Here is a 25,912-nt window from a genome sequence, read left to right as displayed (position 1 = left end):
GGCTGTAATAATTGCTACAACCGTCAAGGGCTGAGAATGTTCGTGGTGAGATGAATCGGGATCACTGCAAAAGCAGCACGTTTGATCAATTGAATCATTTCGAGGTTCCCGTTATCTTCTCTGTCCTCGTGTATACGTTTTATTGATGATCCCTCTGAAAAAACAACCTGGTAGAGTAATGGCGACCCTGATTGATATATCCAATGTGACCAAGAGTTACGGTGCTCAGGAACTGCTGAAAGAAGCTTCTGTTTCACTGGCCGACGATCAGAAAGTCGGTTTCATCGGACGCAACGGTGCTGGCAAATCGACCCTGTTACGGATTCTCCTCGAAGAAGAATCTGTCGACAGCGGGCAGATCGCACGGCATCCCAATCTCCGCGTCGGCTATCTGAGACAGCACGATCCCTTTCAGGAAGGGGAAAGTGCACTCGACTTTCTGATGCGCGACAGTGGTCAGCCCGAATGGAAATGTGGCGCCGTCGCCGGCCAGTTTGAGTTGAAAGGCCGGTTCCTCAACGGTCCCGTCAAGGAGCTCTCCGGTGGTTGGCAGACCCGCGTCAAGCTGGCAGCCCTGTTGCTGCACGAACCGAACTTCCTCATGCTGGACGAACCGACGAACTTCCTCGACCTGCGTACTCAGCTGTTGCTCGAAGACTTTCTGAAAGATTACCGCGGTGCCGTGCTGGTCGTCTCCCACGATCGTTCGTTTCTGAAAGCCGTCTGCTCCCAGACCCTCGAACTCAAACGGGGTAAACTCACCTTGTACAACGGCGATGTCGATCAGTATCTTGAAAATCAGGACATTCTCCGCGAACGGGACGAGCGAACCAACGCCACCGTGCTGGCCAAACGTCGTCAGCTGGAAACCTTTATTGCCAAGAACAAGGCGGGCGCCAACACCGCTTCACAGGCCCGCAGCAAACAGAAACAACTGGACCGCCTGACACTCACCGAAATCGAAAGCGCCGAATCGACGGTGCATATCGTGATTCCGCAGACCGAAAAACGGCAGGGAGTCGCGCTGGCCTGCGAACAGCTGGCGATCGGTTATCCCGATCTAAAGGTGGCTGATGACATCACGCTCGAAATCGAACACGGCTCTCGAGCTGCCATTGTGGGAGACAACGGTCAGGGGAAAACCACCTTCCTGCGGACCATCTCTGGTTCGTTGCCTCCCAAAGACGGGGAACTCCGCTGGGGCTATCACTGTAACGTTGCCTGTTACGCGCAGCACGTTTATACATCGCTACCCGATAAAATGACGATTCGCGAGTACCTCGAGCACGAGTCTGCTCCCGGCACAACCGCGCAGCAGATTCTGAACGTCGCGGGAAGCTTCCTCTTCAAGGAACAGGCCCTGGATAAGAATATCAAGGTTTTGAGCGGGGGCGAGCGGGCACGCTTGTGCCTGGCGGGAATCCTGCTCGGGAATTATTCCATTCTGATCCTCGACGAACCGGGGAACCACCTGGATGTCGAGACGGTCGAAGCACTGGGAGACGCTCTGGTAGGCTTCCAGGGAACCGTGATCTTCACCAGCCACGATCGGCATTTCATGGGCAAGGTCGCCACCGATGTGATCGAAGTCGCCAACGGCTCCGTCAAGAGTTACGAAGGGGACTACGATGCCTACCTCTACCGGGTTAAAAAAGAGGTCGCTGACGGGCACCGCGAGGCGAATCAGCAGTCGGTCGCGAAACAGGAGCAGCAGAGCAAACAGGACGCCCCCCGGGAAAAAGGATACGGGGGAAAAATCAAGGAAGCCCGCAAAGAGCTCTCTGCCATCGAACGTAAGATTGCGCAGCTGGATGAGAAAAAGAACAGCATCAACGAAAAGTTCCTGAAAGCCACCAGTCCGGGTCAGGCGCAGGAGCTCCATGAGGAAATGCAGCCCCTCGTAGACGAGATCGGCGAACTGGAAGTCCGCTGGATGGAGCTCTACGAGTTCCTGGAGCAGTAAGCACTGTCTGGACCAGCCCGGGTTAAAGCGATATTCGCAGCTTTACGCAGCTCAATACTCTTTGACCCGGATGTTTTTATACTCCACATGGCTGCCATGGCCCAACAGGCCGATATGACCGCGCGTGCGTTTGAGACCGGGGTGTTTTTCCAGAACCTTGGGGTCTTTAATGTCCGCCAGGTCGGTCTGCAGAACGGGCATGTCATTGACAATCACAGTGATTTTCGAACCACGGCAGATAATTTCCTCGTGGTTCCATTCTCCGGCCGGTTTCAAAGCACCTTTTTTCGCCGGGATGACATCATACACTGAGCCATGGTATTGGGTCGGCTTCAGCTTCTTCGGGTAGCCTTTGTTATCCAGTACCTGGATTTCGATTCCCTCGTAAGCGGGCCTTTGATCGACGAGGGGACAGCTGATGGCAATTCCGTTGTTGGCCCCTTCGGTGAGTTTGAAATCGAATTTCAGACTGAAGTCACCAAATTCTTTCTCGGTAAACAGGAAGCCCCCTCCATCAGACGGACAAATCAGCTTGCCATCAGCAACATGATACCCTTTGCGGTTGGCCCGCTTTAACGTCCAGCCGGTCAGATCCTTGCCGTTGAACAGAGGCTTGTATTCAGCCGCCTGTTCCTCTGCAGGCGATTCACACGAGATCGGCAGTGTATACTGTTTGAGCCACAAATCATCGGACTCCTGCAGATAGTTCAGCAGCTTTTCCGAGAGCGCTCTGCGGACATCCTGGTATTCGGGCTGACAGGCCACGTTGATGACCTCGTCTGGATCCTGCTTCAGATCGTACAGTTCAACTTCGTCACGGAACAGGAATTTGTGTACGGTCCGCTGCCCGAGTGTCGGTTCCTGCAAACGCAGTGTTTCATTCCAGGTGGCCCGCGCAAGGGTGTCGATGGGCAGGGGATACTTCGATCGCCATTCCAGGTTCCAGATCAGTTTATAGTCGCGAGTGCGAATCGTCCGCATCGGATAATACATGGTCACTTCATGAAAGTTGTGCGCCAGAATGACATCATCCCAGCCGGGAGTGTGCTGCTGACCGATCGTTGGCAGCATGCTCCGCCCCTGTAGCTTGTAGCGAGGCCCTTTGGTCTGCGTCCAGTCCAGCACAGTCGGAGTGACATCGAGCAGTGAGACCATCGCGTCTGAGACGACTCCCTGTTTCTCAGTCGGCAGTCCCGGTTCGCGGATAATCATCGGCACATGCACTCCCGGATCGTAATGGTTGGCCATCGCTCCGGGCTCAGAGGAACCGTGATCGCTGGTGAAAATGACCAGCGTATCGTCTGCGTGCCCCGATTCTTCCAGTGCCTTGAGAATACGACCAATGCCGGCGTCCATATAGCTGATCTGCTGGTAATAGCCGGCCAGTCCTTCGCGTACTTCAGGTCGATCGGGCAGATAACGGGGCACCTGGATCTGGGCAGGATCGTACTCTTCTACAGGCATTCCGGGTTCGGGAGATCTGACACCCCATTCGGGTTGTGTGCGGGAGGTCGGATGCGGATCGTGAAAACCCAGCACCAGGAAGAACGGCTCATCACTTTCCTGCTGGATAAACTCGGCAGCCAGGTCGGACATCGCTTTGACCGCGTAACTGCCAACTTTAGGCTGAAAATCGATTGTGGTGTCTTCCGGCCAGAGATGGTATTTGCCGATCATCCCCGTGCGATACTTGTTTTTATCGAGCAGCGCGAAAACGGTCTCAACATGAGGTCTCAGTCGAAAATTATGCACACCGTGCGGATGTCCATACTGCCCGTTCGCATAAGTCTGTAACCCGGTATAAAACACACCGCGACAGGGACCGCAGGAAGCAGTGGTCGCGAATGCATACTGGTAGCGCGTCCCTTCCCGGGCCAGTTGATCGATATGAGGTGTCTTGATTACCTTGTTGCCGTAGCAGCCACAGTCTTCCTGGTTCTGATTGTCAGAAAACAGAATCAGTACATTTTGCCGCGCTTTCGCAAAAGACTCTGCGGGCACGAACAGCAGACCAGAAAATACGACCAGATAAAACAGACACCTCATAGGTAAAACCTCATGTTGTCGAGTCGTTGATTGAAATAAAAGACCGTTGAAAACTTATTACTTCCTGGGTATTTCGCCCGTTGCCTGGTTGATGAGCACCCGCTGACGGACTTTACCGGAAACCGGTTTGCCAGCCAGAACGTCCTCTTCGGTAAAGGTGCTCATCAGGATATTCTTGTCGCCGGTTCGGGAGTAATCGTAGATGATGTAGATCGTTCCATCTTTGCTCTGCACACCGTCTGGATAGGAGACTCCCGGTCGTTCATCCAGCAGCAGTCCTCCCTCCCAGGTCTTGCCATCATCCTTTGAGATGTAAGCGGTCAGATCGCGTCGCGTCTTGCGGTCGGTAGGATTGTGACGCACCAGCAACAGATTACCGGAATTCAGCCGGCGAATGAAGAAGCGGGCATTGATGTGCGGAATGGTCGACGCTTTCCCGGGGGACCAGGTCTTACCACCGTCCGTGGAAATCGATTCGCCAATGCCATAACGCGTACGCACCAGGGTCCACAGGCTGCCGTCCTTGCGTTCGACAATCATATGTTCGTCGAATGTACGCTCGGGAACATCGGTCTGTCCCAGCAGTTCAAACGTTTTTCCCTGATCCCGGGAGATAATAATGTTACCGCCCCGTTCCTCAGGTAAATCGAAACGGTACTCAATCGCTTCTTTCGCCGGTTGTTTCCAGACGGCCACGGGCAGCAGCCAGTCGCCGTTCGGCAGGACCGTGGGCTTATTCATCATGATCCCGTTGCAGATGCGACGAGGATTACTCCAGGTTGGATTCTCCTTGTCGGCTTCATCGGTCGTAATTGCCCAGACACCACTGCGTCCGTCCCACCAGCGGTAAGACTGTGCCCAGAACAGCCACAGCTTTCCCGAGGGATCCCGCCATAACGCGGGGTCATATGCACGCACGGGGCCAGGAGGATCGATGACCAGTTTAGGACCCGACCAGGTTTTGCCATCATCACCACTGGTTACCAGAATGACGTAGTTCAGTTCCCCTTCCGTAATACCACCGGAATACCAGAGGGCCCACAGACGACCGTCTTTAGACCGTTCCAGTCCCGGGATTCCCTGGAACATCCGCGTGTCATCCGCGTATTCCGGACCGGGATTCGTATTGATTGGCGGAGCAACCAGGGCGGGGTCAGATTGGTCATCGGGTTCGGCACTGATGCCTTTGACTGGAGTCAGTACAGAGCAGGTGATCAGAAAAGCGAAGCAGGTGGTAAACAGAGAGCGCAAGATGAGACCTCATTAGCTGGTAGAACGTCATGTCAGATCAATGGTTTTAAGGCAAACCGAGACTGAAGCCATGCTAGCAGATCAACGCACCCGTGGCGAGTATTCAGATCAACAAACGGCGATGTGAGTCCGGTTTTCGGGCAAGGGTGAAAAGTGTTCTGAAACCTCTGATCTGGAACCGGAACTGGACAGACTGTCCAACCTGACCTAGAGTATGGTTGCAGAGTCTGTGTTTCCGACGGACTGCTCCCCATTCATCTCGCTTCATTAGACGCTTAAGGGATTCCATGGATTTAACGGAACTGATCATCCTGCTGGTAGTTTCAGGCCTGTGTGGCAGTATCGCCCGGGCACTGGCCGGCTCGACGCGCGGGGGCTGTCTGGTATCAATTGCGCTGGGATTTATCGGTGCTCTGATCGGCAGTAAACTCGCCATGGCTCTCGAACTGCCCGAAATTCTCTCCATTCCGCTGGGGGGGCGAAACTACCCGGTAGTCTGGTCCATTATCGGGGCGTCCCTGTTTGTAGCCGTCCTCAGTCTGCTCTCCGGTCGTAAACGTCTTTAATCTTCCGAAACAGACAGGTCGTTTATCCCCCGGTTCTCATCAATCCCGCTCCGCGCCGGCATTGCAGATTCCCGAAGCTGAACTTAACATGTCCGTGTGCAAGCGATTCCCGACCATGCGAGTCGGGTTTTTTTATATCCATGTGAGCGGAAGTGCTGAGTAATGTCACTGTTGAGCTTGAGTGAAGTCTCCTTTACCTGGAGTGGTCCGCCACTGCTGGATGGCATCAGTCTCGAAATCAATGCGGGAGAACGCATCGGGCTGCTGGGACGTAACGGGGCCGGTAAATCCACGCTGATGAAAATTATCGCGGGCGAACTGGATGCGGACCACGGGGACATCAAACGTGATAAAGACCTCCGCGTGGCACGTCTCGTTCAGGAAGTCCCCGCAGGGGGCGCACACCAGATCCATGAATTCGTCGCGGAAGCGGCGGCTCCCTTCTACGAGCATGACTGGGAAGTCGATCATGCCGTCGATCAGATCCTCGCTCGCATGGGACTGGTCGGGGATGAAATCTTCGAATCCCTCTCCTCGGGTATGAAACGCCGGGTATTACTGGCGCGGGCGATTGTGCAGTCCCCGGACATCCTGCTACTCGATGAACCGACCAACCATCTGGATATCCCTGCAATCAAATGGCTGGAACAGTTCCTGCAATCCTACGAGGGAACACTGCTGTTCGTCACCCACGACCGGGTCTTCCTGCAGGCCCTGGCGACGCGGATCATCGAAATCGACCGCGGTCACATGTACGACTGGACCTGCGACTACGATACCTTCCTTAAACGTAAAGAAGCGTTTCTCGAAGCGGAAGAAAAACAGAACGCATTATTCGATAAGAAGCTGGCAGAAGAAGAGGTCTGGATCCGCCAGGGCATCAAGGCCCGTCGTACCCGCAACGAAGGGCGCGTCCGAGCCTTAAAGAAAATGCGGGAAGAACGCAAACAACGCCGCACCCAGGTGGGGAACGTCAATCTGCAGGTTGCCAGTGCCGACCGCTCGGGGCAAATGGTGATCGAAGCCAAAGACGTCTCCTTCTCGTATGGTGACGAACCGGTCATTCGCAACTTTACGACACTCATCTCTCGGGGAGACAAAATCGGAATCATCGGCCGCAACGGTGCCGGTAAGACCACGCTGTTAAAACTGATGCTGGGAGACTTGCAGCCGGACAGTGGCACGATTCGGGTGGGAACCAATCTGGAAGTCCTGTACTTCGATCAGCTTCGCGAGCAGATCGAAGAAGAGAAGACGGTGATCGAAAACGTTGGTGAAGGTCAGGAGACGCTCACCATCGATGGCAAGCCCCGCAACATTTACGGATACCTGCAGGATTTTCTCTTCACGCCGGAACGGGCCCGCCGACCGGCCCGTTTTCTTTCCGGAGGAGAACGCAACCGGTTATTACTCGCCAAGCTCTTCAAACGCCCGGCCAACCTGTTCGTGCTGGACGAACCGACCAACGACCTGGATGCAGAAACCCTGGAACTGCTGGAAGAACTGATTTGTAATCATCCCGCAACGCTGCTGCTCGTCAGCCACGACCGGGCGTTTCTGAATAACGTGGTCACCGCCACACTCGTCGTTGATGAGGATGGAAGCGTCAAGGAATACGCAGGCGGTTACGATGATTATCTCAGACAGTCTGAAAACAGCAAAGCCGTCGAAGAGAAGAAGCCAGAGTCAAAACCCCAACCAGTAGCCAGCTCGGAAAAACCGAAGCCGAAGGCCAAGCTGAGTTATAAAGAAGAACGGGAACTGGAACAGATTCCTCAACAGATCGAAGCACTGGAACAGGAACAGACCGAACTGCAGTCGGCGATGTCTGATCCTGACTTTTTCAAACAGAGCAGCGATATCATCACGGATGCCTCGAATCGTCTGCAAACGATTCAGAGCGAACTGGAACGTCTGCTCGAACGCTGGGAAGAACTGGAATCACGCGTTCAATAACCGCGGATTCAAATCACGAAGGAGATACCATGCGCCTGTTTGAAGGAACCCCCTTTGACCGACCTCCCCGCTGCGAAAAATGCGATCAGCTGGAAGAGGAATGCATCTGCCCTCCCGAGCCACCGTTTCGGATTCCACCCGAGCAGCAGACTGCGCGGCTGTCGATCGAAAAACGCAAAAAGGGGAAACGCGTCACCGTGATCCGTGGGTTGCCCGCGGAAGGCAATGATCTCCCTGAACTCTTGAAACAGATCAAAGACCGCTGTGGCGCCGGCGGCGCACTCAAGGACGAAGATCTGGAAATTCAGGGAGAACAACTGGACCGGGTTCGCGAGACTCTCCAGCAGATGGGCTTCAAGGTCAAAGGTTGAAGCACCCGTTGCTTAAATATCCGGTGCCGATTCGTAAGGGATTTCGACCGGATAGAAATCCTGCTTTCTGCGCTGGTGGTTCAGTTTGGCAAAGTCGTGCGTGTGAATCGCACGGGCTTCCACGTTGAAGATCGAGCCGGCGAATGGTTCAAAACTGGCTCGGAAGTGCGCCGATGATTTGACAGAGATGTAGTTCATCGATTCACAATCAATTCCCAGCGTCTTGGAAAACGCCGGCCCGAAAGGCTGTTCGCGGGCAGTCACCACCACCACGTTGACGCCATCCTGCTGAATCCAGGCAGAGGGACCCATGTTCCCCGTCAGCCCTGCATACATCGGACCATCGTACTTGAACTCGCCCTGGGACAGCGCTTTGACGGTGGCTTTCATCTTCACCGGAGGCCCCTGGATCGGATTAGACTTGCCGCCGACCTCAGTTTCAATCGTGCCCCCTACGCCAGCTTCGTGGGCCAGCGCCACGACCTCGGGATCGACGATATACAGAATCAAAGCCTTGTCCAGTTTCATGTCCAGAAAGGTCTGCAGGATCTCGGTCGAATCGCCGGCGGTACCACCACCTGTATTGTCGGCGTGATCGGCCAGGATGATCGGGAACTTGCCGATTTCCTGGCCCTCTTTGATCGCATCGGTGACCGAGAAGGGCAGTTTGTACCAGCGGCGTCTTCGTTCCCAGATCCAGCCACTCAGTTCGTCCGCCGTTTTGTCTGCCAGTTCCTGGTCATTGTCAGCCACGACGATGATCGACGGTCCAACTTCAGGGATGTCGGCCCAGGGAAATCCCGTCGAGACGGTGACGCCCAGAATACCGGGGCGGGTTTCGATTTCATGCGCGTAATCCATGACCTCTCTCATCGGCATATGTGCGGTTACCTGGCAGGCGGTGCTCCAGAACAGCGGAATCTGCCGGAGTGTCATCACCGGTTTGACCTCGCCGTTGATAATCCGCACGATGAGATCCGCGGCTTCCTGCCCGCGCTCATTCATATCGATATGCGGATAGGTGTCGTAACCCAGGATGGCGGTCGCCTGTTCCACGCGGAGAGGAGAATGGTTGCCGTGCATGTCTGGAGTCACCAGGATCGGCCGGTCGTCTCCCAGGTATTCGCGTACTTTCGAAATGAAGTGGCCGTCGCCATCCTCAATGCCATCGATGACCATCGCCCCGTGCAGGTCCAGCAGCACACCGTCGACCGGGCCCCCTTCGTCTTCGGCTGCTTTCAGCCGCTCCAGGAACTCAGCCAGCAGGTCGTCATAAGTCTTCCGTTCGATCAGACCGCTGGGAAATGCAAACGTCCACAGCAGCGGAATCAGTTCGAATCCGTGTCGTTTGGCTGCGTCAATGAAGCCGCCAATACAGACATTTGCGCCGGGAAACGTCTCCATGATCTCCTGACCACGAAACAGACCACGGTCATTGATGAAATCATTCAGCGTGGTGGGAAGATCAGAGTAGGTGCTGGTTTCATGAAGCACACCGCCGGTTGCGATTCGCATGAGGAAGACTCCTGGGAGGTTATTGGGATGGATGAGCACCAGAGGTACAGATCAGATCTGTGTTATTTAACATAGTTAAAGATTTCAGAAAAAGAAAGCGAATCCACGCTCTGGTTTCCTCTTTTCAGAATGTCTGATTTTCATTATGTAGTGAGTCTGCCAGTCAGTCCTCTCCTCCAGAAACTTTCGAACATTGAGCCGGTAACATGAAGATTGCGATCGCAGGTGGTGGAATCGCGGGCACTGCGGCGGCAGCTCTGCTCGCCCGACAGGGGCATACTGTGACGCTCTTTGAACAGGCGGTTCACTGTGGTCCGGTGGGAGCGGGGATCATGATCCAGCCTGTGGGACAATGGGTTCTCCAGCAGTTGGGCCTCTATGAGCAGATCGCTGCGGAGTCCGCTCGACTTAATGCGATTGAAGCCGTCCGGGAATCGGGTAAGCGTCTGATTCGTCTGGAATACCAACGACTGCATCCCGATCTGTTTGGGCTGGGGGTGCATCGGGGACGACTGTTTACCGCGCTGTTGAATCTCGCTCAACAGGCGGGCACTGAAATCCACGAAGGATCCCGGGTGATCGGTTATCAGAATGGATCAGCCGGATTGACCCTGCAACTGGAACAGGGAGAATGTGAAGAGCAGTTCGATTTTCTGATCGCCGTCGATGGCTCGCGCTCACAGCTGCGCTCAGTCAGCGGGATTCCGCAGAGGGGCGTCGAATACGAGTACGGGGCGCTCTGGGCCACGGGAAAATGTACCGCGGTCCACGATCATCTGCTGCAACTGGTCTCCGGAACACGGCGGCTGGCCGGTCTGTTGCCAATCGGGCAGGATGAATGCAGCTTTTTCTGGGGACTGACGGCAGACCAGTTCAGCCGCTACCAGCAGCAGGGCTTCGACCAGTGGATGCAGGAAGTGCTGACACTCTGTCCGCTGGCAGAAGAACTGTTGAAACAGACCACCGGCTTTCAGGATTACACCTTTACCACTTATCGCAGCATCTCACTTCGTAACTGGCATGCAGAGCGTGTTATTTTCATGGGAGACGCCGCTCATCCCACCAGCCCGCATCTGGGACAGGGGGCCAATCTGGCACTGGAGGATGTCTGGATCTTTGCCGAATGCCTGCAACAGCAGGGGGACTTTCAGTCTACCTGTCGCCTCTATGAAGCCCGCCGACGCAGCAAGCTTCGTTTCTATCAGCGGATCACGGGCTGGCTTTCACCATTCTTTCAGTCACCCGGAGTGCTCCGCGGCTGGGGCCGCGATCTCAGTCTGCCCGTCATGAGTCAGACTCCAGTCTTGCGCGAGCAGATGCTCAAAACACTCTGTGGCTTCAAGACCGGCTGGTTACACAGTTCTCAACCTGGTAAGTAGTGGTCGTTCACCGCGGACCCCGTTTGAGAAACAGGTGAATCAAAAAACCGAGCCCCAGTCCGGTCGCGACCATGATCCAGAACGGGTAGGGTGTCAGGTACTGTTCGTAGCCGTGCCGAAAGTTGGAACCGAAAATCGTACTGAGTGTGGCGATCGGGAAGAAATAAGCTATGAGCAGATTCAGTCGGTGCGACGAAAGTTCGATGCGTGCGGAGACTTTGGCCTGTTCTTCCGCCTGTTTTGCAACAATATATTCCAGCGCATTTTTGGCATCTGTAATCAACAGTTCGGCGGTTCGTTCCAGTCGATAGGCATTATCGCGATAGTCGATCAGCAGTTTGTCTTTCGGAATCGCCTCGCGTGCCAACTGCAGGGCCTGCGTGGCATGCGCCAGGGCCCGATACAGAGGCCCCAGGTGATTCAGTACTTCGAGGTAGTCGAGCGAGCTGGTCGCCTGGTCCACCTTTTCGTCATAGTCTTCCAGCAGCGTCTCATATTCCTCGAAGTGGGCATTCAACGCATCGGGGCCGCTTTTAAATTCAGAAGCGTGCCAGGTGGCATCCGGTTCGCGCCAGAAGAAACGGCCTTTACGGTAAGTGTCTTCAGGCTCAGGAGGCGCGTGCAGGATGATTAACAGGTGCCCTTCTGCAACCATGGTTCTCTGGCGCCCAACCTGTTTTCCCAGTCGATCATGAAATTCTACGGGGACATTCCACGTCGCCGGTAAAAGTGAAGAATCCTGCATCTTGGTGCTCAATCTCTTTTTAAGTCAAATGAGAATTGCATTTAGAGTGTCTAAGTGAGTAGTATGCCTGTTACTACGGGCCGCGTATATATGGAAATGATCCGGATTCTGAGATACTTCAAGACAAATGACTGGTCTTGGTAGCGATTAAAGGGAGCACTGTGAACGATTCACCCGTCCGATTTTCAATTCTCAAATCTTTAGTCTTACTCTGTCCCCTTACGCTACTGCTCAGTGGCTGTAATCAGCCGCCTCCACCACCACAGATGAAACCGCCTGCAGTGACAGTTGCAGAACCGGTTGTCAAACAGGTGGTCTTCAATGAAGATTTCACCGGAACACTGGCTTCCGTCGCCTCGGTGGATATTCGCGCCCGCGTCGCAGGATTCCTGGAAAAGATCGACTTTCAGCCATCTGACGATGTTAAAAAAGGGCAGTTGCTGTTTGTGATTCAGCAGGACGAGTACCAGGCGGCTCTGGATAAAGCCAATGCTCAGATGGAAGCAGCCAAGGCACAACTTGTCGATGCTCAGGCAACCCTGGATCGCTATACCGAACTGTTAAAGAAACAGGCCGTCACGCCCCAGGATGTGAACGATGCCACCGCAGCCCGTGATAAAGCCAAGGCAGCTGTCATGGGAGCGCAGGCGGATATCGAGCAGGCTCAGATTAATATGGGCTATACCACAATCAAATCTCCCATTGATGGCAAGATCAGTCGAAACCTGGTCGATGTCGGCAACCTGGTCGGCTCCGGAGAAAACACGCTGCTCACGAGTATCGTGACGATGGATCCGATCTATGTCTATTTTGATGCCAGTGAGCGTCTCTGGCTGCAGGCTTTGAAGAAGAAACGCGCTCCGGGGAGCAAAGATCCCTTGAAGGTACATGTGGGGCTCTCAGACGAAGAAGGCTATCCACACATCGGTACCATCGACTTTGCGAATAATAAAATCGATCCAGGCACAGGTACTATTCAGGTGCGAGCGGTACTGGAGAATAAAGAGGGTTATCTTTATCCGGGGCTGTATGTTCGCGTCCGCGTCTACGGTGATCCGATTCCCGGAGCAGTTCTGGTTCAGGACGTCTCCATCGGGACCGACCTCGCAGGGAAATACCTGCTGATCGTGGGGAAAGATAATATCGTCGAGAAGCGACAGGTGGAAATCGGTCAGCTCGATAACGGTATGCGGGTGATTCTGAAAGGGATCAAGCCGGGAGAGAAATATATCGCAGAAGGCATTCAGCGCGCCCGTCCCGGAAAACCGGTGACGATTACCAATAATCAGCCTGCAGGAAACCAGCAGAACGCGGGTGGTCAGCAGCAGAATAAACAGGCAGCACCGCAGCAGGCAAAACCCGCTGCGGAACCGAAGAAAACCGGTGATGCGCAGGGTAAACCTGCCGCTGCAACTGATAACAAGCAGAACTGAGCCGCGACAGGGCCATGTAGTTTGATTCTCTGATTTGCCTGACTGAATATTTAAACGAAACGGACGAGAATGTTTTCCCGGTTTTTTATCTATCATCCGATTTTTGCCAGCGTGATTTCGATCGTCATCGCCATTGTCGGTGCTATCTCGCTCCCGCTGTTACCCGTGGAACTCTTTCCGGACATCACTCCTCCCACTGTTGCCGTCACCGCCACCTACCGTGGTGCCGATGCCCAGGTGGTCGCGGATACCGTCGCCACCCCGATCGAAGAACAGGTCAACGGCGTGGAGAACATGCTCTACATGTCCTCCAGCAGTACCAGCGACGGGAACATGACATTAACCGTCACATTTGATGTCGGCACCGATCTCGACATGGCGAACGTACTGGTACAGAACCGTGTCGCGATTGCCAATCCCTCACTTCCGGAAGATGTAAAGCGGGAAGGGGTCACCACCAAGAAAAAATCTACCAACATGACACTGGTGATTGCTCTCAATTCGCCGGATGAAACCTTTGATGAGCTCTACCTCAGTAACTACGCGTCCATTAATATTAATGACGAGCTGAAACGAATTGATGGTGTCAGTGATGTCAATGTCGTCAACGCCAAAGATTTCGGCATGCGGATCTGGCTGAATCCCAATCAGCTCGATACCCGTAATATCACCACAACAGACGTGGTCGATGCACTCCGGCAGCAGAACGTACAGGTGGCCGCTGGTTCAATCGGGCAGGAACCCAATCCCGATAACCAGGACTTCCAGTTGACCGTAACGACCCTCGGTCGTTTGACAGATCCCAAACAGTTCGCGGACATCATCATCAAGACCGGTGAAGACGGGCAGATCACCCAGATCAAGGATGTGGCTCGCGTCGAACTGGGAGCCCAGGATTACTCTGGTTATTCCCAACTGGATGGCAAGCCAGCGGCTTTAATCGCGGTCTACCAGTTACCCGGCGCGAATGCGCTCGATGTTGCTGAGAAATCACGTAACGTATTGGAACGTCTCAAAAAAGACTTTCCCAAAGGACTGGAATATTCTGTCCCCTATGACTCCACCGAGTTTGTGACTGCCTCGATCGACGAAGTGGTCACCACCCTGTTCATGGCACTCCTGCTGGTATTTATCACCATTTTTGTCTTCCTGCAGGATTTCCGTGCTACGTTAATTCCTGCGGTGACCATCCCGGTATCACTCCTGGGAACCATGGCAGTCATGCTGGCCATGGGCTATACGATTAACACGCTCTCCCTGTTCGGTATCGTGCTGGTTATCGGGATTGTGGTCGACGACGCCATCGTGGTCGTTGAAAACGTGACCCGTATTCTCGATACCGAAAAGTGCTCCCCGAAGGAAGCCACTGAAAAGGCGATGATCGAAATCACCGGTCCGGTGATCGCGACGACCCTGGTGCTGCTGGCGGTTTTCGTACCGACCATGGTGCTGCCGGGGATTACCGGTCGCCTCTATCGTCAGTTCGCGTTGACGATTTCAATCGCTACCCTGTTTTCCTCCGTCTGTGCGTTGACGCTCAGCCCGGCGATGTGCGGGATCATGCTGCGTCAGACCAAAGCGCGACAGGGACTCTTCTTCCGCGGTTTCAACTGGTGTTTTGACCGTTCACTGAATATCTATATGAAAATCGTCACGACCTGTGTCCGACGTGCGTTTATCATGCTGATTCCGATGCTGGTCATCTTTGGTGCAACCGGGGTCGGCTTCATGTCCGTTCCGGGGGGCTTCCTGCCGAACGAAGACCAGGGGTATATCTTCATCAATACACAGCTGCCCGACGGTGCCGCCCTGAACCGGACCCGCGTCGTGCAGAACCGGATTAATAAACTCGCTGCAGATCTCCCCTCCGCAACACACGTGATTACCATGGGCGGCTTCTCGATGTTGAATAACTCGAATGCCTCCAATTACTCCACAACCATCATCGCACTGGAAAACTGGGACAAAAGACAGTCTCCCGAACTGCACGTGTTCGCTCTGGTGCCGCGTCTGCAGAAGGAACTGGCCCAGATCCAGGAATCGATCTCCTTCGCATTTATTCCACCGGCGATCCAGGGTTTGGGTAATGCCGGTGGGTTCCAGATTCAGTTACAGGATCGCAGCGCCGCAGGCATGGATGTCCTTCAGATGGCGACGACCGATCTGATGGACCGCGGTAACATGGACCCGGTGTTGCGTGGACTCAATACCAGTTTCAGTGCGACCGTGCCACAGCTTTACCTGGACATCGATCGCGAAAAAGCGATCAAGATGGGTATCCCCCTGAATTCCATCTTCGATACGCTCCAGGCGGAACTGGGATCGACTTACGTGAACGACTTCAACCTCTTCAACCGTACTTTCAAGGTCATGGTTCAGGCGGATGAAGACTACCGCAGCAAAGTTGCGGATATTACACGACTCAAAGTCCGCGATCGTCGCGGCAGCATGGTTCCCCTGCACACGCTGGTCAAAGTGAATAACAGCGCCGGACCGCAGGAAGTGGATCACTATAATCTCTATCCAACTTCCGCAATTACCGGTAACCCGGCGCCAGGATACAGTTCCGGCCAGGCAATTCAGCGCATGGAAGAACTCTGTAATGAGATTCTCCCCGAAGGCTTCGGATATGAGTGGACTGGGATTGCTTATCAACAGATCGAAGCCGGCAATATGGCCCCGTTCATTTTTGCGATGGCTCTGGTCTTTGTGTATCTGTTCCTCTGTGCCCAGTATGAAAGCTGGTCGATTCCGATCTCCGTGATTCTGTCGGTTCCTCTGGGCATCTTCGGCGCGATTTTCGCGACCATGTTGCGTGGAATGGATAACAATATTTATACCCAGGTCGGCTTCGTGCTCCTCATTGCACTCGCCAGTAAAAACGCGATTCTGATCGTCGAATTCGCGAAACTGCAGCGTGAAGCGGGGAATTCGATTCGCGATGCAGCCATCGAAGCCTGTAACCTCCGTTTCCGTCCGATTCTGATGACCGCATTCTCCGCGATTCTGGGGGCGATTCCCCTGGCGATCGCATCGGGAGCCGGGGCCGCGAGTCGACAGGCGTTGGGAACCGCAGTGGTTGCCGGTCTTACCGCTGCTACGTTGTTCGGCGTGGTGATGGTACCCGTGATGTATGTGGTGATCCAGATCGTCAGTGAATGGATGACTGACAGCAAACCGGATTCCAAGATCATCTCCGAGTCAACTCCCCCTGCGAAATAAAAACTGCGTGGAGAGCAGACGAGATGTAATCTCTCGGGGCACTTTACTCAAACCCGCGCTGCCGACTGGCTTCGTAGAGCAGTATCCCTGCAGAGACCGCGACATTGAGCGACTCGGTCTGTCCCTGTTGTGGAATGCGGATGAGATGCGAACAGGCGGCAAGCAGATCCGGATGCAGTCCCGTTCCCTCATTCCCCATGATGAGAGCCGTGGGTTGTGTGAAGTGATAGTCGACGAGCGTCTCCTCCGCCTGCATCGCTGTCCCCAGCACGTTGATATTTTCTGACTTCAACTGCTGACAGAATGCGACCAGATCTGGCACTTGTGCCAGCGGCACATGATTCACCGCCCCAGCCGAGGTGCGGCAGACGAGGCTGGTCACATCGCATTGTTCCTGCTCACCAAGAAATATCGCATCCGTTCCCAGAATCTCGGCCGAACGGATGATCGCTCCAAAATTATATGGGTCCTGAATCCGATCCAGAATGAGGTAGAGCGGTGTGCCTGTCGTCTGCCTGCGAATCTGTTCCGGGTCTGCATACGGGAAGGGAGCCATCTTGGCAATCATCCCCTGGTGGTCACCGGCTCTGCATTTTTGTGTCAGTGTTTTGTCTGACGTGATCACGACCGGCACGGAATGCTTTGTAGCGCAGGCTTCGAGTTCTTCGAGCTCTTCGGCAGGCAGTCTGTCAGAGAGGTACAATTCCCAGATCGTCCAGAAGCCGGCAGACAGCGTTTCCCGGACTGCATTTCTTCCCCAGATCCAGCATTTCTGGTGGTTTCCCAGCAGAGGCTTATTTTTCTTTACTTTAGAATGCTTTCCGACCATAGGAATTCTTTGTAAGTTTGTTTATTCTATATTTCAGCATATCGCAGTGGATAACGAATATTGCTGCGATTTGACAGAAACTGTTATCCTGCAACAGGAATCAGTTTGCAGTGGGGCCACACCGCACGCATCTTAGCGGAATGCATGAACTCTCTCCACTCTGAATCACATCACTGTCAGTCGAACATGGAAAGAGATAGAGGCGATCATTTTGTCCGGAAATCCAATTATTTATAAATCGTACGAATGGGAACGACTGCGAATCGCATCCCGTTTCAATGCCAGTTTGATGGATCATCTGCGCCCGTATGTAAAACCGGGGATTACAACGGACGAAATCAATCAGGTGGTTCACGAATACACGGTATCCAACGGTCATACACCCGCCACCTTAGGCTATCATGGCTTTCCCAAAAGCTGCTGCATCAGTATCAATGAAGTTGTCTGCCACGGGATTCCCGATGACACCGAGCTGAAAGAAGGCGACATCGTCAACGTGGATATCACCAGTATCGTCGACGGCTGGTACGGCGATCAGTCGGAAACCTTTCTGGTTGGCGAAGTATCCGAGGATGCCCGTAAGCTCGTTCAGGCAACTTATGAATCTCTGTTTCTAGCGATCAACACGATCAAGCCCGGTTCCAGTGTCATCGAGATCGGCGAAGTGATTTACGATTTCGCAACGGAACTCGGTTACGGAGTCGTTCGGCAGTACCAGGGACATGGCATCGGACGTGAATTCCACACCGATCCGGGCATTCCCCATTACCCGGTCTCAGGCTCAGAACGCGATCTGCTCCTGCCGGGAATGTGTTTCACCATTGAACCGATGTTGAACGCCGGTACCTGGAAAACTGTTGAAGACCGCAGCGACGGTTGGACAGTCCGCACTAAGGACGGCAAGCTTTCGGCTCAGTTCGAACATACGATTCTGATGACCGACTCCGGCCCGGAAATTCTGACGCTGACCAAAGAAGGTCCCCAACCAGGGCACCGTTTCTAAACGCACCGCTGTCACATCAGACGGTAGCCGTTCCAGACATTCACAGTCTCTGCGTATGCTGCTGCGCGGTATCTGAACAGAGTATCGCTGCTCTATTCCGCGAATTTTATTGCAGTTCTCATGCGCCACAGGAGACCTACGCTTGCAACCTGAGGAAACTGCAGGGTATGGTAATAATTACTTAAGATTGTTACTGATATGCTCGCGTGACCCTTTGCACACAATCAGGTATGGAGTTGAGATGCTGCGATCCTTCCTGCTGCCGCTGTTGTTCCTGTTGATATCCACTGCAGGCTTTGCCGAAGACAGAAAACTGGACTGGGTGAAGGTCACCGAAAAAGCGGACTGGCAACCCCGCGACTCACAAGGGGAACTGGTTTATAAAGACCAGCTCTGGATTTTTGGTGGCTGGTTCAATTCTTACGAAGCACCTCCCCGCGATGTCTGGAAATCTTCCGACGGAAAGAAATGGTCGCTGGTCACGAAACAGGCCCCCTGGATTCACAGCGACCTGCCGATGACGGTTGTCTTCAAAGACAAGATGTGGCTCATGGGAGGCTGGTATAACGGTCGGCTCCCCGGTCACTCCGCCGGGAATCAGGTCTGGTCTACCAAAGATGGAAAAGACTGGGATCTGGTCACCAAAAAAGCGAACTGGACTCCTCGACTGGCAGCAGCACTCGTCACCTTCAAAGATAAGATGTGGCTGCTCGGCGGATCCGAAAACTATTACTTCGGCGACGAGAAAAGCCTCAAAAACGATGTCTGGTATTCCGCCGACGGAAAAGAATGGAAGCTGGCCACGGAGCACGCCGGCTGGTCTCCCCGGGCATATCACCAGGCTGCTGTATTGAACGATAGAATTTATGTGTTTGGTGGCGGTAATTACACACCCGAATATCACGCGAATAATGACGTCTGGAGTTCCGCAGACGGTGTTCACTGGAGACAGGAGACAGCCCACGCCCCCTGGCACGAGCGGCTCTGGTTCTCTTCCGTTGTCTATCGAGATCGCATCTGGGTGATCGGCGGCTGGTCCAACAATCCCTCGACCAACAAGCAGGACGTCTGGTATACCCAGGATGGTAAAAACTGGACGGAGCTGAAATCGGATGTCGTCTGGAAAGAGCGGCACGAACATTCGGCTTTCGTCTTCCAGGACAAAATCTGGCTGGCCGGCGGCCATGCACAACCACTCAGCAGTCAGGTCTGGTCCCTCTATGTGCCTCCCAACTGGTTCGACCAGCAGAAGCAGAGTGCTTCCCCCTCGAATGAGTTTCCTAAAACGCTCGCCAAATTCAAAGCAGGCAAGCCGACGAAGGTTGTCTGTTTCGGGGATAGCGTGACCGGCGTCTATTATCACACCGGCAGTCGTCGGGCTTATACTGACATGCTGGGCATTGCCCTGCAGAAAGCGGTTCCTGGTTCTCAGCCGGAAATGCTCAATGCAGGTATTAGCGGGCACACCACCGTGAATGCGTTGTCGCGCATCGAACGGGACGTCCTCAAGCATCAGCCTGACCTGGTTACGGTCATGTTTGGTCTGAACGACATGACGCGGGTTCCGCTGGAAGATTATGAGAAAAACCTGCACTCGATTGTGAAACAGTGTCGTGAGGCGGGGGCGGAAGTCCTGCTCTGTACGCCCAATGCCGTGATTACCACCACCAGTCGTCCCGCAGAAAAACTGGTCAAATATTGTGATGTCGTCCGCAAAGTGGGAACAGAGTTGGATGTGCCTGTCTGTGATACCTATCAGCAACTCTCTGCACTGCGGAAACAGGATCCGCTTGCCTGGCGAATGCAGATGAGTGATGAGATTCATCCCAACATGGCGGGCCACAAAAAAATGGCAGAGCTGTTAGCGGCATCCATTACGGGAAACACAGTCTCACTGGATGATGTGAAACCGCTGGAGATCGCGATTCCACGCACCAGAAGTCTCATCAAGGACAAGCGACCGATCAAAGTCATCGCCCAGCCCCCTCTGGATCAGCTGATTCAAACAGTGCTACCGGAAATCGCTCCTGAAGCCAGACTGCAAGTGACCACCTGGGATACGTCCGGAAAAACGCTCAAGCAGATCGAGGCTGATGCAAAACAGCTCATCCGTCCGGCGAAACCAGATCTGGTTCTGCTGGCGATTCCCCGTGGCGCACAGGCCAAATCACAGGAAGAATTCATCCGCAGTATGATGTGGACCATGAATTACTCACTCAACTTCGGTACGGGAGGCTGGGATTGTGTCGTTTTCCATCCGGACGTATTCGATTCAGAACATCCAGTCACAGACAACGACAAACTCACCCGCCAACTGGTATTGGGGCAGGACCTGACTCTCGTCGATCGTTCCAAGGGAGAAAACGCTTCCGCAGCAGAACTGCTGAAGCAGTGGTTGAAGTCTCAGCTCGACTGATTTTCTGAAAATGTGACAACTTGAAACCAGGATGAATGATATGCACGAACTGTCACTGGGGAATCTGAATTATGAATTCAGCCGCGAACAGGAACCGCGACTCCGCATCAATAGCGGCGAGACGATTCGTGTCGAAACGGAAGACGCGCTCTCTGGCCAGATACGGAAGCCTGGAGACTGCCGTGATAAAAGCAAGGTCCCCTATAGCAATCCGGTAACCGGCCCCATTTATGTCGAACAGGCCGAACCCGGAGATACCCTGGCGATCCGGATCGAGCAGATTGAATCGCGAGACGGTCAATGCGCGACCTATACCGGTAATCCCAAGCAGCTCTGTCAGTGGCTCGGAACCGATGTCCCGGATGGCGCGCATGTCTGCCCCATTCGCGAGGGACTGGTTTACTGGAGTGATGACATCGCGATTCCTTTTCAGCCCATGCTGGGGTGTATCGGCACATCTCCCGCTTACGGCATGCCCAGTACAATGCCCGCCGGTCCGCATGGCGGAAACATGGATATTCGCGAAGTCACGGAAGGCAACACACTCTTCTTGCCGGTCTTTGTTGAGGGCGCTTATCTGTACCTGGGCGACGCTCATGCTGCGATGGGGCAGGGGGAACTCTCTGCAACCGGACTGGAGATGGCCTCCCACACGACACTGACGATTGAACTCATCAAAGGTAAAACAATCGCCGGTCCCCGCATTGAGACGCCCGATGAACTGATCACCGTCGCCAGTGGGACTCCGATGGAACGCGCGACGGCAGAAGCGTTCGCGCAATTGATTCTCTGGATGGAATCAGAGCATGGCTGGAATCGCTGGCGGGCCTATGACCTGTTAACGCATGTAGCGGAAATTTCCCTGGGATACTATGAAGGAGGCGGACTGGCGGTCAAGGTTCCGAAAAAGTATGTGGCTCATCCTTCTTGAACCTGCCCCAGGCTCAATGTGATCAGAAGCGACTCAGACGACTGTTTTCCTTTTATGTGACGGAACCGGATTCATGCTCATTGGATATGTCAGCGACGAAAATTACAGCGCGTTGTTTGATGTCGCAGTAGAATTTCAGTCCGACGGTCAGTTTTTCAGCACGCGTTCTACCGCTTCCGGTGCCGTGATCGCTGATCTGCCCGAAGGGGAGTACACCGTGATACTCCAGCACACCGATCACTGTCCGAAGCGCGTGCAGATGCAGGTTCAGGCGGGACAGGTCTACCAGTTTCGCCTGCTCTCGAAAAAACTGTACGGCTTTGCCTGGCCCCGCTGTGTAACCGCCGGGGAAGCCTCCGAGTTCCGCGTGCATTCGACCTCCGAGTACCAGGTTGAACTCTGGCGCTATGGAAAAGAAAAAGAATACATCCGCCGCATCGGTACCTTTGACGATCATGCGCCTCTGGCCAATCTGCAGGTCACCCCCGATGGGGATTACTCACAAGCAGGTGTCAACTGGAACGACATCGGCTATCGCGGAGCCGTACAGCGCCAGTCGGTCACATCACCGGAGAAATCCGGCCTGTATATGTTTCATATCCGTAATCAGTCAGGAGATCATTTTACGTTTCCCTGGGTGGTGGCCCCGGAAACGCCGCAGTCTGACATCGCGGTTCTGGCCAGTGATCTGACCTGGAATGCCTACAACAACTTCGGGGGACGCAGCAACTATCTGAATCCGGACGGACTGCCGGAAACCCCCACAGTGAACAGTCGACAGGAATTGCGACGCTATCTGAAGCCTTCGTTTGGTGTCTACTATGTCGAAGAATATCCGCCTCTGTCGCTGGAACGGCCGCAACCTTACCTGCACATCGATCTGGACGAGCAGCTGCGGGATCCCATTTACAGTCGCATGGGGTGTGGCATGCTGCATTCCGAATGGCGTCTGCTGGGCTGGATGGAAGAACAGGAATTAGCTTACGATTATTACAGTGAAACACAGTTCCACCTGGGAACGCTGCCCCTGGATCAATACAAGGTCCTTATCCTGAGTTCACACCCAGAGTACTGGTCGAAGCAAATGTATGACCGGCTGAAGTCATGGGTGTTCGAATCCGGCGGTCGGCTGATTTATCTGGGAGGGAACGGTCTGAACTGCGAAGTTGAGTTCCTGGATGACGAACGCATCGTCTATCACAATTCCGACTGCACAAGCTGGTGCGGCGTCGCCATGGATCCTCCCATTCCCGAATCGGAGTCGACCTATGAAAGTCGTTACCACGCGCGACAGGAATCGGAAGCGAACCTGCTGGGGGTCGTCTTCTCCTTTGCCGGGATCATGACAGGCGCTCCCTACAAAGTCATTGATGCCGACCACTGGGCTCTGGCAGGGACAGGGCTCAATACAGACGATCTGTTCGGCACAGAGAGTCAGCATATGCGTATCCCCGGTGGTGCCTCGGGCCACGAAACAGATAAAATCTCTCCCAGTTCGCCGCCACAGGTACACCTTATTGCTCAGGGAACCAACCCTGACAATGGGGGAGCCGACATGATTCATTATCAGACTGACTCGGGAGGGGAAGTCTTCTCTGTCGGTTCGATCTGCTGGATTACTTCGATGCTCGTCGACAACGATGTTTCTCGAGTCACGCGGAATGTGATCGATCAGTTTACAAAATCAGAATGAGACGCTGATCGGAACTGTGTTCACACGGTTTCGTCGATTAGAATACGTTTAACAACCTTTAAGACAATGTTTCAGGATTAACTCTGTTATGAACCGGATAACCCGTCGTATGAATATGCATGTCTTTAGTTTGGCAGTCACGCTGACTGCTCTTCTTTTGTCTAACGCTCTGCAGGCAGGTCAGCCGGCCGGGAAAAACGAAAAGGAAACAGCCCGGAACGTGGAATGGGTTCAGCAGGCTGGAGGCCTCAAACACGACAAGATCCGCGGGATCACTGTTGACGCTGCAGGGAACTGTTATGTCACCGGAGAATTTACTGAAACCGCTGAGTTCGGCGATCAGAAAGTCACCAGCAAGGGGGGCATGGATTTCGTCCTCGCTAAATACAGTCCGGAAGGCAAACTACTCTGGATCCAGACCGCTGGGGGCACCCTGATTGATCGCGGTTACGCCGTAGCTGTCGACAAGGCGGGCAATGCCTTTGTGACCGGTCATTTCCAGAGTCCGGAATTTCAGATTGGCGATCAGGTTCTTTATAACCAGGGAGACTATGATTATTTCATTGCCAAATATAATCCAGACGGAAAACTGATCTGGGCGCAGAGTGAGGGGGGCACAGGCTATGATTACGGACATGGCATCGCAGTGACTCCCGCTGGTGACTGCTGTGTCGCCGGTTCATTCGCTGGTGATGTGAAAATCGGTGATGTCAGTGCTCCGAATAAAAAAGGCCGTTCCCTGTTCGTTGCAAAATATGACAATAACGGAAATCTGCTCTGGGCACAGTTGGCCGGAAACGGTCGCGGTCAGAGCGGCCATCAGATCGGCGTAGACCGGGTCGGCAACTGTTATGTCTGCGGTTATATCACCGGACAGGTCGAACTGGCGGGAGACCAGGTAGGCACAGATACCGCGGTGCAGGACATCTTTCTGGCCAAACTCTCTCCCAATGGCAAGCTGGTCTGGTCGGTGAACTCCGGGGGACAGGCGAACGGGTTGAGCACCGGCGTGGCGGTGGACAGTCGCGGAAACTGCTACATCACCGGGATGTTTAAGAATGAAGCCCGCTTTGGTGACACCGTCATCAAGAGCAGGGGCACGCACGATATTTTCGTCGCCCGCATCAATGCAGACGGAACGCCTGCGTGGGCCTGTACCGGGGGCGGAGAAAAAATCGACTACGGACTGGGAATCGCCGTCGATCAGCACGACAACTGCTACGCAACCGGTGAATTCAGTGATGAAGTCCACTTCCAGGGACAGCATTTCAAGAAACTCGGAGGCCGCGATCTCTACATCGCCCGCTTTGCTCCCAATGGAAATCTGGACTGGCTGGAAATTCTGGGAGGCGAGAAAAGCGATTTGAGCTATGCGATCGCAGTCGACAAAAACGATAGCTGCTATGTCTCCGGTGCGTTTTCACCAGCAACCCGCTATCAGAAACACGAACTGACCAGTCGGGGTAGCAATGACATTTTCCTGATCAAACTGAGTCAATAATATGAGCGTACGAATTCTGTTGAGTCTTGGTCTGCTGGTCACTTGTTGTTCCACTCTGCAGGCACAGCAGGTCATCAAACAGAAGTCTAAAGCAGATTTAGAGAAAGCGGGAGCGCCCCTGGCCGCTGCACGGCGGCAGGCCATTCATGCGCTCCCCTTTCAGCGCCCCTTGACCGATGCCAAGCTTAAACAATGGCTGCAGATCACTTCCCGCTGCACGATGGCCGAGTTTGAACTCTTTCTCGCGCCACTCACACCTCAGGAACAGAAACTGCTGCAGGTGATCGAATCCAAGCCGGCACCCATTGTTAACCGACTCCATTTTGAGAATCTGCGGGACATTTTAAAACAGAAGGCACTGGTTTCCCTGCGCGTGGAGCAGCAGCGGGAACACAATCGTTTATCACACACGACACCAGCCGTTGAGAATCTCCTGTATGGCGCCTTTGATGCGGTCTTCGCCAGTATCGGACCGCCCCACGGTTCTCCCCGCTATGGGGATGTGATTATCCGTCTCAAGGATTCCGTGCGTGAGAATGGCTGGGCTACGCCGTTCAGTGGCATGCATTTCATGTACGCTATTCGCCATAAAGATGCCCGCAAAATGCAGGATCTGCTGGCAGCCGGAAAAGAGCTGCCCACGTCGCCCTGGAATCCTTTAAGTCTGGGATTCGATGACCGTCTGCATTTTGCCAACTATGTCGTGACCGAGCAGTATTGGAACCGGGCACTCGCATATCAGGCGATTCTCGTCCAGCGGAACCTGGATGATTCTCCCGCCAGTCAGAAGGTCCGGGAGCGGTTTGCGCAGCTGCTGACCGAAAAGGATCCGCAGAAGTTCTGGAGCCTGTTTATCCCGCCGCGCGTCAAAGAGGCATCGACAGAGGAAAAAGCGGAAGAGATCCCCTTTGGTTACCTGGAAGGGAAATTTGACGATCAGCTTTCGATCCGCTTTTTTGAATCGATCGAAGTACCGGCTGACAAACTGGACGAAGTTCGCAGCTGGCCGGAAGCGCAGCCTTACCTCTCTCTGATCAAAGCCAAACCCGCGGGAACGCCCTGACTTCTCCACATCAAGCGTTTTTGAGGCTT

At 54.1% G+C, this 25,912-nt stretch carries 18 protein-coding genes; 13 read left to right on the top strand and 5 right to left on the bottom strand.

Annotated features, from left to right (window positions below):
- The first annotated feature begins 178 nt into the window (after positions 1-178).
- On the top strand, positions 179-1,963 hold the full coding sequence (locus tag FYZ48_RS15935; RefSeq protein ID WP_145041421.1) for an ABC transporter ATP-binding protein: 1,785 nt from the start codon (positions 179-181) through the stop codon (positions 1,961-1,963).
- Between the two features lie 51 nt (positions 1,964-2,014).
- Here the strand turns inward: FYZ48_RS15935 and FYZ48_RS15930 are convergent, their stop codons facing one another.
- Positions 2,015-4,009, bottom strand: coding sequence for a family 16 glycoside hydrolase (locus FYZ48_RS15930; protein WP_149342054.1), 1,995 nt, complete (start codon positions 4,007-4,009; stop codon positions 2,015-2,017).
- Between the two features lie 57 nt (positions 4,010-4,066).
- Entirely contained in the window at positions 4,067-5,260 is a 1,194-nt protein-coding gene (locus FYZ48_RS15925) for a sialidase family protein (protein WP_198422234.1), read from the bottom strand.
- A gap of 287 nt (positions 5,261-5,547) precedes the next feature.
- Here FYZ48_RS15925 and FYZ48_RS15920 point away from each other — a divergent pair, with 287 nt between their 5' ends.
- From FYZ48_RS15920 to FYZ48_RS15910, 3 genes are all read left to right on the top strand, one after another.
- Positions 5,548-5,826, top strand: coding sequence for a hypothetical protein (locus tag FYZ48_RS15920; RefSeq protein WP_145041419.1), 279 nt, complete (start codon positions 5,548-5,550; stop codon positions 5,824-5,826).
- A 162-nt stretch (positions 5,827-5,988) separates the two neighbouring features.
- The gene (locus FYZ48_RS15915) at positions 5,989-7,782 is read left to right on the top strand and encodes an ATP-binding cassette domain-containing protein (RefSeq protein ID WP_149342052.1); all 1,794 of its coding nucleotides are present in this window, start codon (positions 5,989-5,991) and stop codon (positions 7,780-7,782) included.
- Positions 7,783-7,811: 29 nt separating this feature from the next.
- Positions 7,812-8,153: a translation initiation factor gene (locus FYZ48_RS15910; RefSeq protein WP_145185866.1), complete on the top strand. Its 342-nt coding sequence runs from the start codon at positions 7,812-7,814 to the stop codon at positions 8,151-8,153.
- Positions 8,154-8,165: 12 nt separating this feature from the next.
- Here FYZ48_RS15910 and FYZ48_RS15905 read toward each other — a convergent pair whose 3' ends face one another.
- Complete coding sequence (locus FYZ48_RS15905; RefSeq protein WP_149342050.1) at positions 8,166-9,668, bottom strand: M81 family metallopeptidase; 1,503 nt, start codon at positions 9,666-9,668, stop codon at positions 8,166-8,168.
- Positions 9,669-9,874: 206 nt separating this feature from the next.
- On the opposite strand from FYZ48_RS15905, the gene FYZ48_RS15900 reads away from it, so the two are divergent.
- Complete coding sequence (locus FYZ48_RS15900; protein ID WP_149342048.1) at positions 9,875-11,047, top strand: FAD-dependent oxidoreductase; 1,173 nt, start codon at positions 9,875-9,877, stop codon at positions 11,045-11,047.
- 7 nt (positions 11,048-11,054) lie between these two features.
- Here FYZ48_RS15900 and FYZ48_RS15895 read toward each other — a convergent pair whose 3' ends face one another.
- On the bottom strand, positions 11,055-11,792 hold the full coding sequence (locus tag FYZ48_RS15895; protein WP_149342046.1) for a CorA family divalent cation transporter: 738 nt from the start codon (positions 11,790-11,792) through the stop codon (positions 11,055-11,057).
- Positions 11,793-12,073: 281 nt separating this feature from the next.
- Between FYZ48_RS15895 and FYZ48_RS15890 the strand changes: the two genes are divergently transcribed.
- Together FYZ48_RS15890 and FYZ48_RS15885 are read left to right on the top strand one after the other, a co-directional pair.
- Entirely contained in the window at positions 12,074-13,225 is a 1,152-nt protein-coding gene (locus FYZ48_RS15890; RefSeq protein WP_187782053.1) for an efflux RND transporter periplasmic adaptor subunit, read from the top strand.
- A gap of 69 nt (positions 13,226-13,294) precedes the next feature.
- Complete coding sequence (locus tag FYZ48_RS15885; protein ID WP_149342041.1) at positions 13,295-16,447, top strand: efflux RND transporter permease subunit; 3,153 nt, start codon at positions 13,295-13,297, stop codon at positions 16,445-16,447.
- 43 nt (positions 16,448-16,490) lie between these two features.
- Here the strand turns inward: FYZ48_RS15885 and rlmB are convergent, their stop codons facing one another.
- Positions 16,491-17,276, bottom strand: coding sequence for a 23S rRNA (guanosine(2251)-2'-O)-methyltransferase RlmB (rlmB, locus tag FYZ48_RS15880; protein WP_149342039.1), 786 nt, complete (start codon positions 17,274-17,276; stop codon positions 16,491-16,493).
- Between the two features lie 205 nt (positions 17,277-17,481).
- Here rlmB and map point away from each other — a divergent pair, with 205 nt between their 5' ends.
- From map to FYZ48_RS15850, 6 genes are all read left to right on the top strand, one after another.
- Complete coding sequence (gene map / locus FYZ48_RS15875; protein WP_390625131.1) at positions 17,482-18,279, top strand: type I methionyl aminopeptidase; 798 nt, start codon at positions 17,482-17,484, stop codon at positions 18,277-18,279.
- A 241-nt stretch (positions 18,280-18,520) separates the two neighbouring features.
- Positions 18,521-20,695, top strand: a complete 2,175-nt coding sequence (locus FYZ48_RS15870; protein ID WP_149342035.1) for a GDSL-type esterase/lipase family protein — start codon at positions 18,521-18,523, stop codon at positions 20,693-20,695.
- A 40-nt stretch (positions 20,696-20,735) separates the two neighbouring features.
- Positions 20,736-21,626 carry an acetamidase/formamidase family protein gene (locus tag FYZ48_RS15865; protein ID WP_149342033.1) on the top strand — a complete coding sequence of 297 codons (891 nt, stop codon included), beginning with the start codon at positions 20,736-20,738 and terminating at the stop codon, positions 21,624-21,626.
- Positions 21,627-21,699: 73 nt separating this feature from the next.
- Complete coding sequence (locus FYZ48_RS15860; RefSeq protein ID WP_149342031.1) at positions 21,700-23,319, top strand: N,N-dimethylformamidase beta subunit family domain-containing protein; 1,620 nt, start codon at positions 21,700-21,702, stop codon at positions 23,317-23,319.
- 88 nt (positions 23,320-23,407) lie between these two features.
- Positions 23,408-24,820, top strand: coding sequence for an SBBP repeat-containing protein (locus FYZ48_RS15855; protein WP_149342029.1), 1,413 nt, complete (start codon positions 23,408-23,410; stop codon positions 24,818-24,820).
- Between the two features lies 1 nt (position 24,821).
- On the top strand, positions 24,822-25,883 hold the full coding sequence (locus FYZ48_RS15850) for a hypothetical protein (protein WP_149342027.1): 1,062 nt from the start codon (positions 24,822-24,824) through the stop codon (positions 25,881-25,883).
- Positions 25,884-25,912: the final 29 nt, after the last annotated feature.

It is taken from the genome of Gimesia chilikensis (assembly GCF_008329715.1).
GTDB classification, from domain to species: domain Bacteria; phylum Planctomycetota; class Planctomycetia; order Planctomycetales; family Planctomycetaceae; genus Gimesia; species Gimesia chilikensis.
This window is presented reverse-complemented; position numbering and strand designations above follow the sequence as displayed.